This window comes from Plantibacter sp. CFBP 13570, from assembly GCF_014841395.1.
GTDB classification, from domain to species: Bacteria; Actinomycetota; Actinomycetes; order Actinomycetales; family Microbacteriaceae; genus Plantibacter; species Plantibacter auratus.
Window position 1 is genome coordinate 1 of record NZ_JACYTW010000130.1, and the last position, 1,835, is coordinate 1,835.

Below are 1,835 nucleotides of genomic sequence, written 5' to 3' on the forward strand. Positions count from 1 at the left end.
CAGACGAGCGTTGCACATGCTCCTTAGAAAGGAGGTGATCCAGCCGCACCTTCCGGTACGGCTACCTTGTTACGACTTAGTCCTAATTACCGATCCCACCTTAGACAGCTCCATCCTTGCGGTTAGGCCACTGGCTTCGGGTGTTACCGACTTTCATGACTTGACGGGCGGTGTGTACAAGGCCCGGGAACGTATTCACCGCAGCGTTGCTGATCTGCGATTACTAGCGACTCCGACTTCATGAGGTCGAGTTGCAGACCTCAATCCGAACTGGGACCAGCTTTTTGGGATTCGCTCCACCTTACGGTATTGCAGCCCTTTGTACTGGCCATTGTAGCATGCGTGAAGCCCAAGACATAAGGGGCATGATGATTTGACGTCGTCCCCACCTTCCTCCGAGTTGACCCCGGCAGTATCCCATGAGTTCCCACCATTACGTGCTGGCAACATAGAACGAGGGTTGCGCTCGTTGCGGGACTTAACCCAACATCTCACGACACGAGCTGACGACAACCATGCACCACCTGTTTACGAGTGTCCAAAGAGTTGACCATTTCTGGCCCGTTCTCGTATATGTCAAGCCTTGGTAAGGTTCTTCGCGTTGCATCGAATTAATCCGCATGCTCCGCCGCTTGTGCGGGCCCCCGTCAATTCCTTTGAGTTTTAGCCTTGCGGCCGTACTCCCCAGGCGGGGCGCTTAATGCGTTAGCTACGACACGGAAACCGTGGAATGGTCCCCACATCTAGCGCCCAACGTTTACGGGGTGGACTACCAGGGTATCTAAGCCTGTTTGCTCCCCACCCTTTCGCTCCTCAGCGTCAGTAGCGGCCCAGAGATCTGCCTTCGCCATCGGTGTTCCTCCTGATATCTGCGCATTCCACCGCTACACCAGGAATTCCAATCTCCCCTACCGCACTCTAGTCTGCCCGTACCCACTGCAGACCCGAGGTTGAGCCTCGGGATTTCACAGCAGACGCGACAAACCGCCTACGAGCTCTTTACGCCCAATAATTCCGGACAACGCTTGCACCCTACGTATTACCGCGGCTGCTGGCACGTAGTTAGCCGGTGCTTTTTCTGCAGGTACCGTCACTTTCGCTTCTTCCCTGCTAAAAGAGGTTTACAACCCGAAGGCCGTCGTCCCTCACGCGGCGTTGCTGCATCAGGCTTTCGCCCATTGTGCAATATTCCCCACTGCTGCCTCCCGTAGGAGTCTGGGCCGTGTCTCAGTCCCAGTGTGGCCGGTCACCCTCTCAGGCCGGCTACCCGTCGTCGCCTTGGTGAGCCGTTACCTCACCAACAAGCTGATAGGCCGCGAGTCCATCCTTGACCAAAATTCTTTCCAGCAACTCACCATGCGGTGGAAGCTCGTATCCGGTATTAGACGTCGTTTCCAACGCTTATCCCAGAGTCAAGGGCAGGTTACTCACGTGTTACTCACCCGTTCGCCACTAATCCACCCAGCAAGCTGGGCTTCATCGTTCGACTTGCATGTGTTAAGCACGCCGCCAGCGTTCGTCCTGAGCCAGGATCAAACTCTCCGTAAATGTTGAATTGCACGACCACCGAAGCAGCCGGCACATTTCGCGCACCATGCCACCGGAATAGGTGAACACGATGCAAGTTTGAAACTGACAGAACAAATCATTACTGACTTGCTTTGTTTTGTTTAAATGTTTTCCAAAGGAATCTCTTACAACATCAACCAACCGAAAAGGAAGGCATCAATTGCACGAGGTTTTTGGCATTTGACATTGTGCACGCTGTTGAGTTCTCAAGGATCGGATGCTCCTGCCTTTGGCCATCACGACCGCCCTGCAGGGCAACTTCTCTA

General features: G+C 54.3%; 1 rRNA gene. It reads right to left on the reverse strand.

What is annotated here, in order from left to right:
* Positions 1-27: 27 nt before the first annotated feature.
* A 16S ribosomal RNA gene (locus IFT89_RS19830) occupies positions 28-1,548 on the reverse strand.
* Between the last annotated feature and the right edge of the window lie 287 nt (positions 1,549-1,835).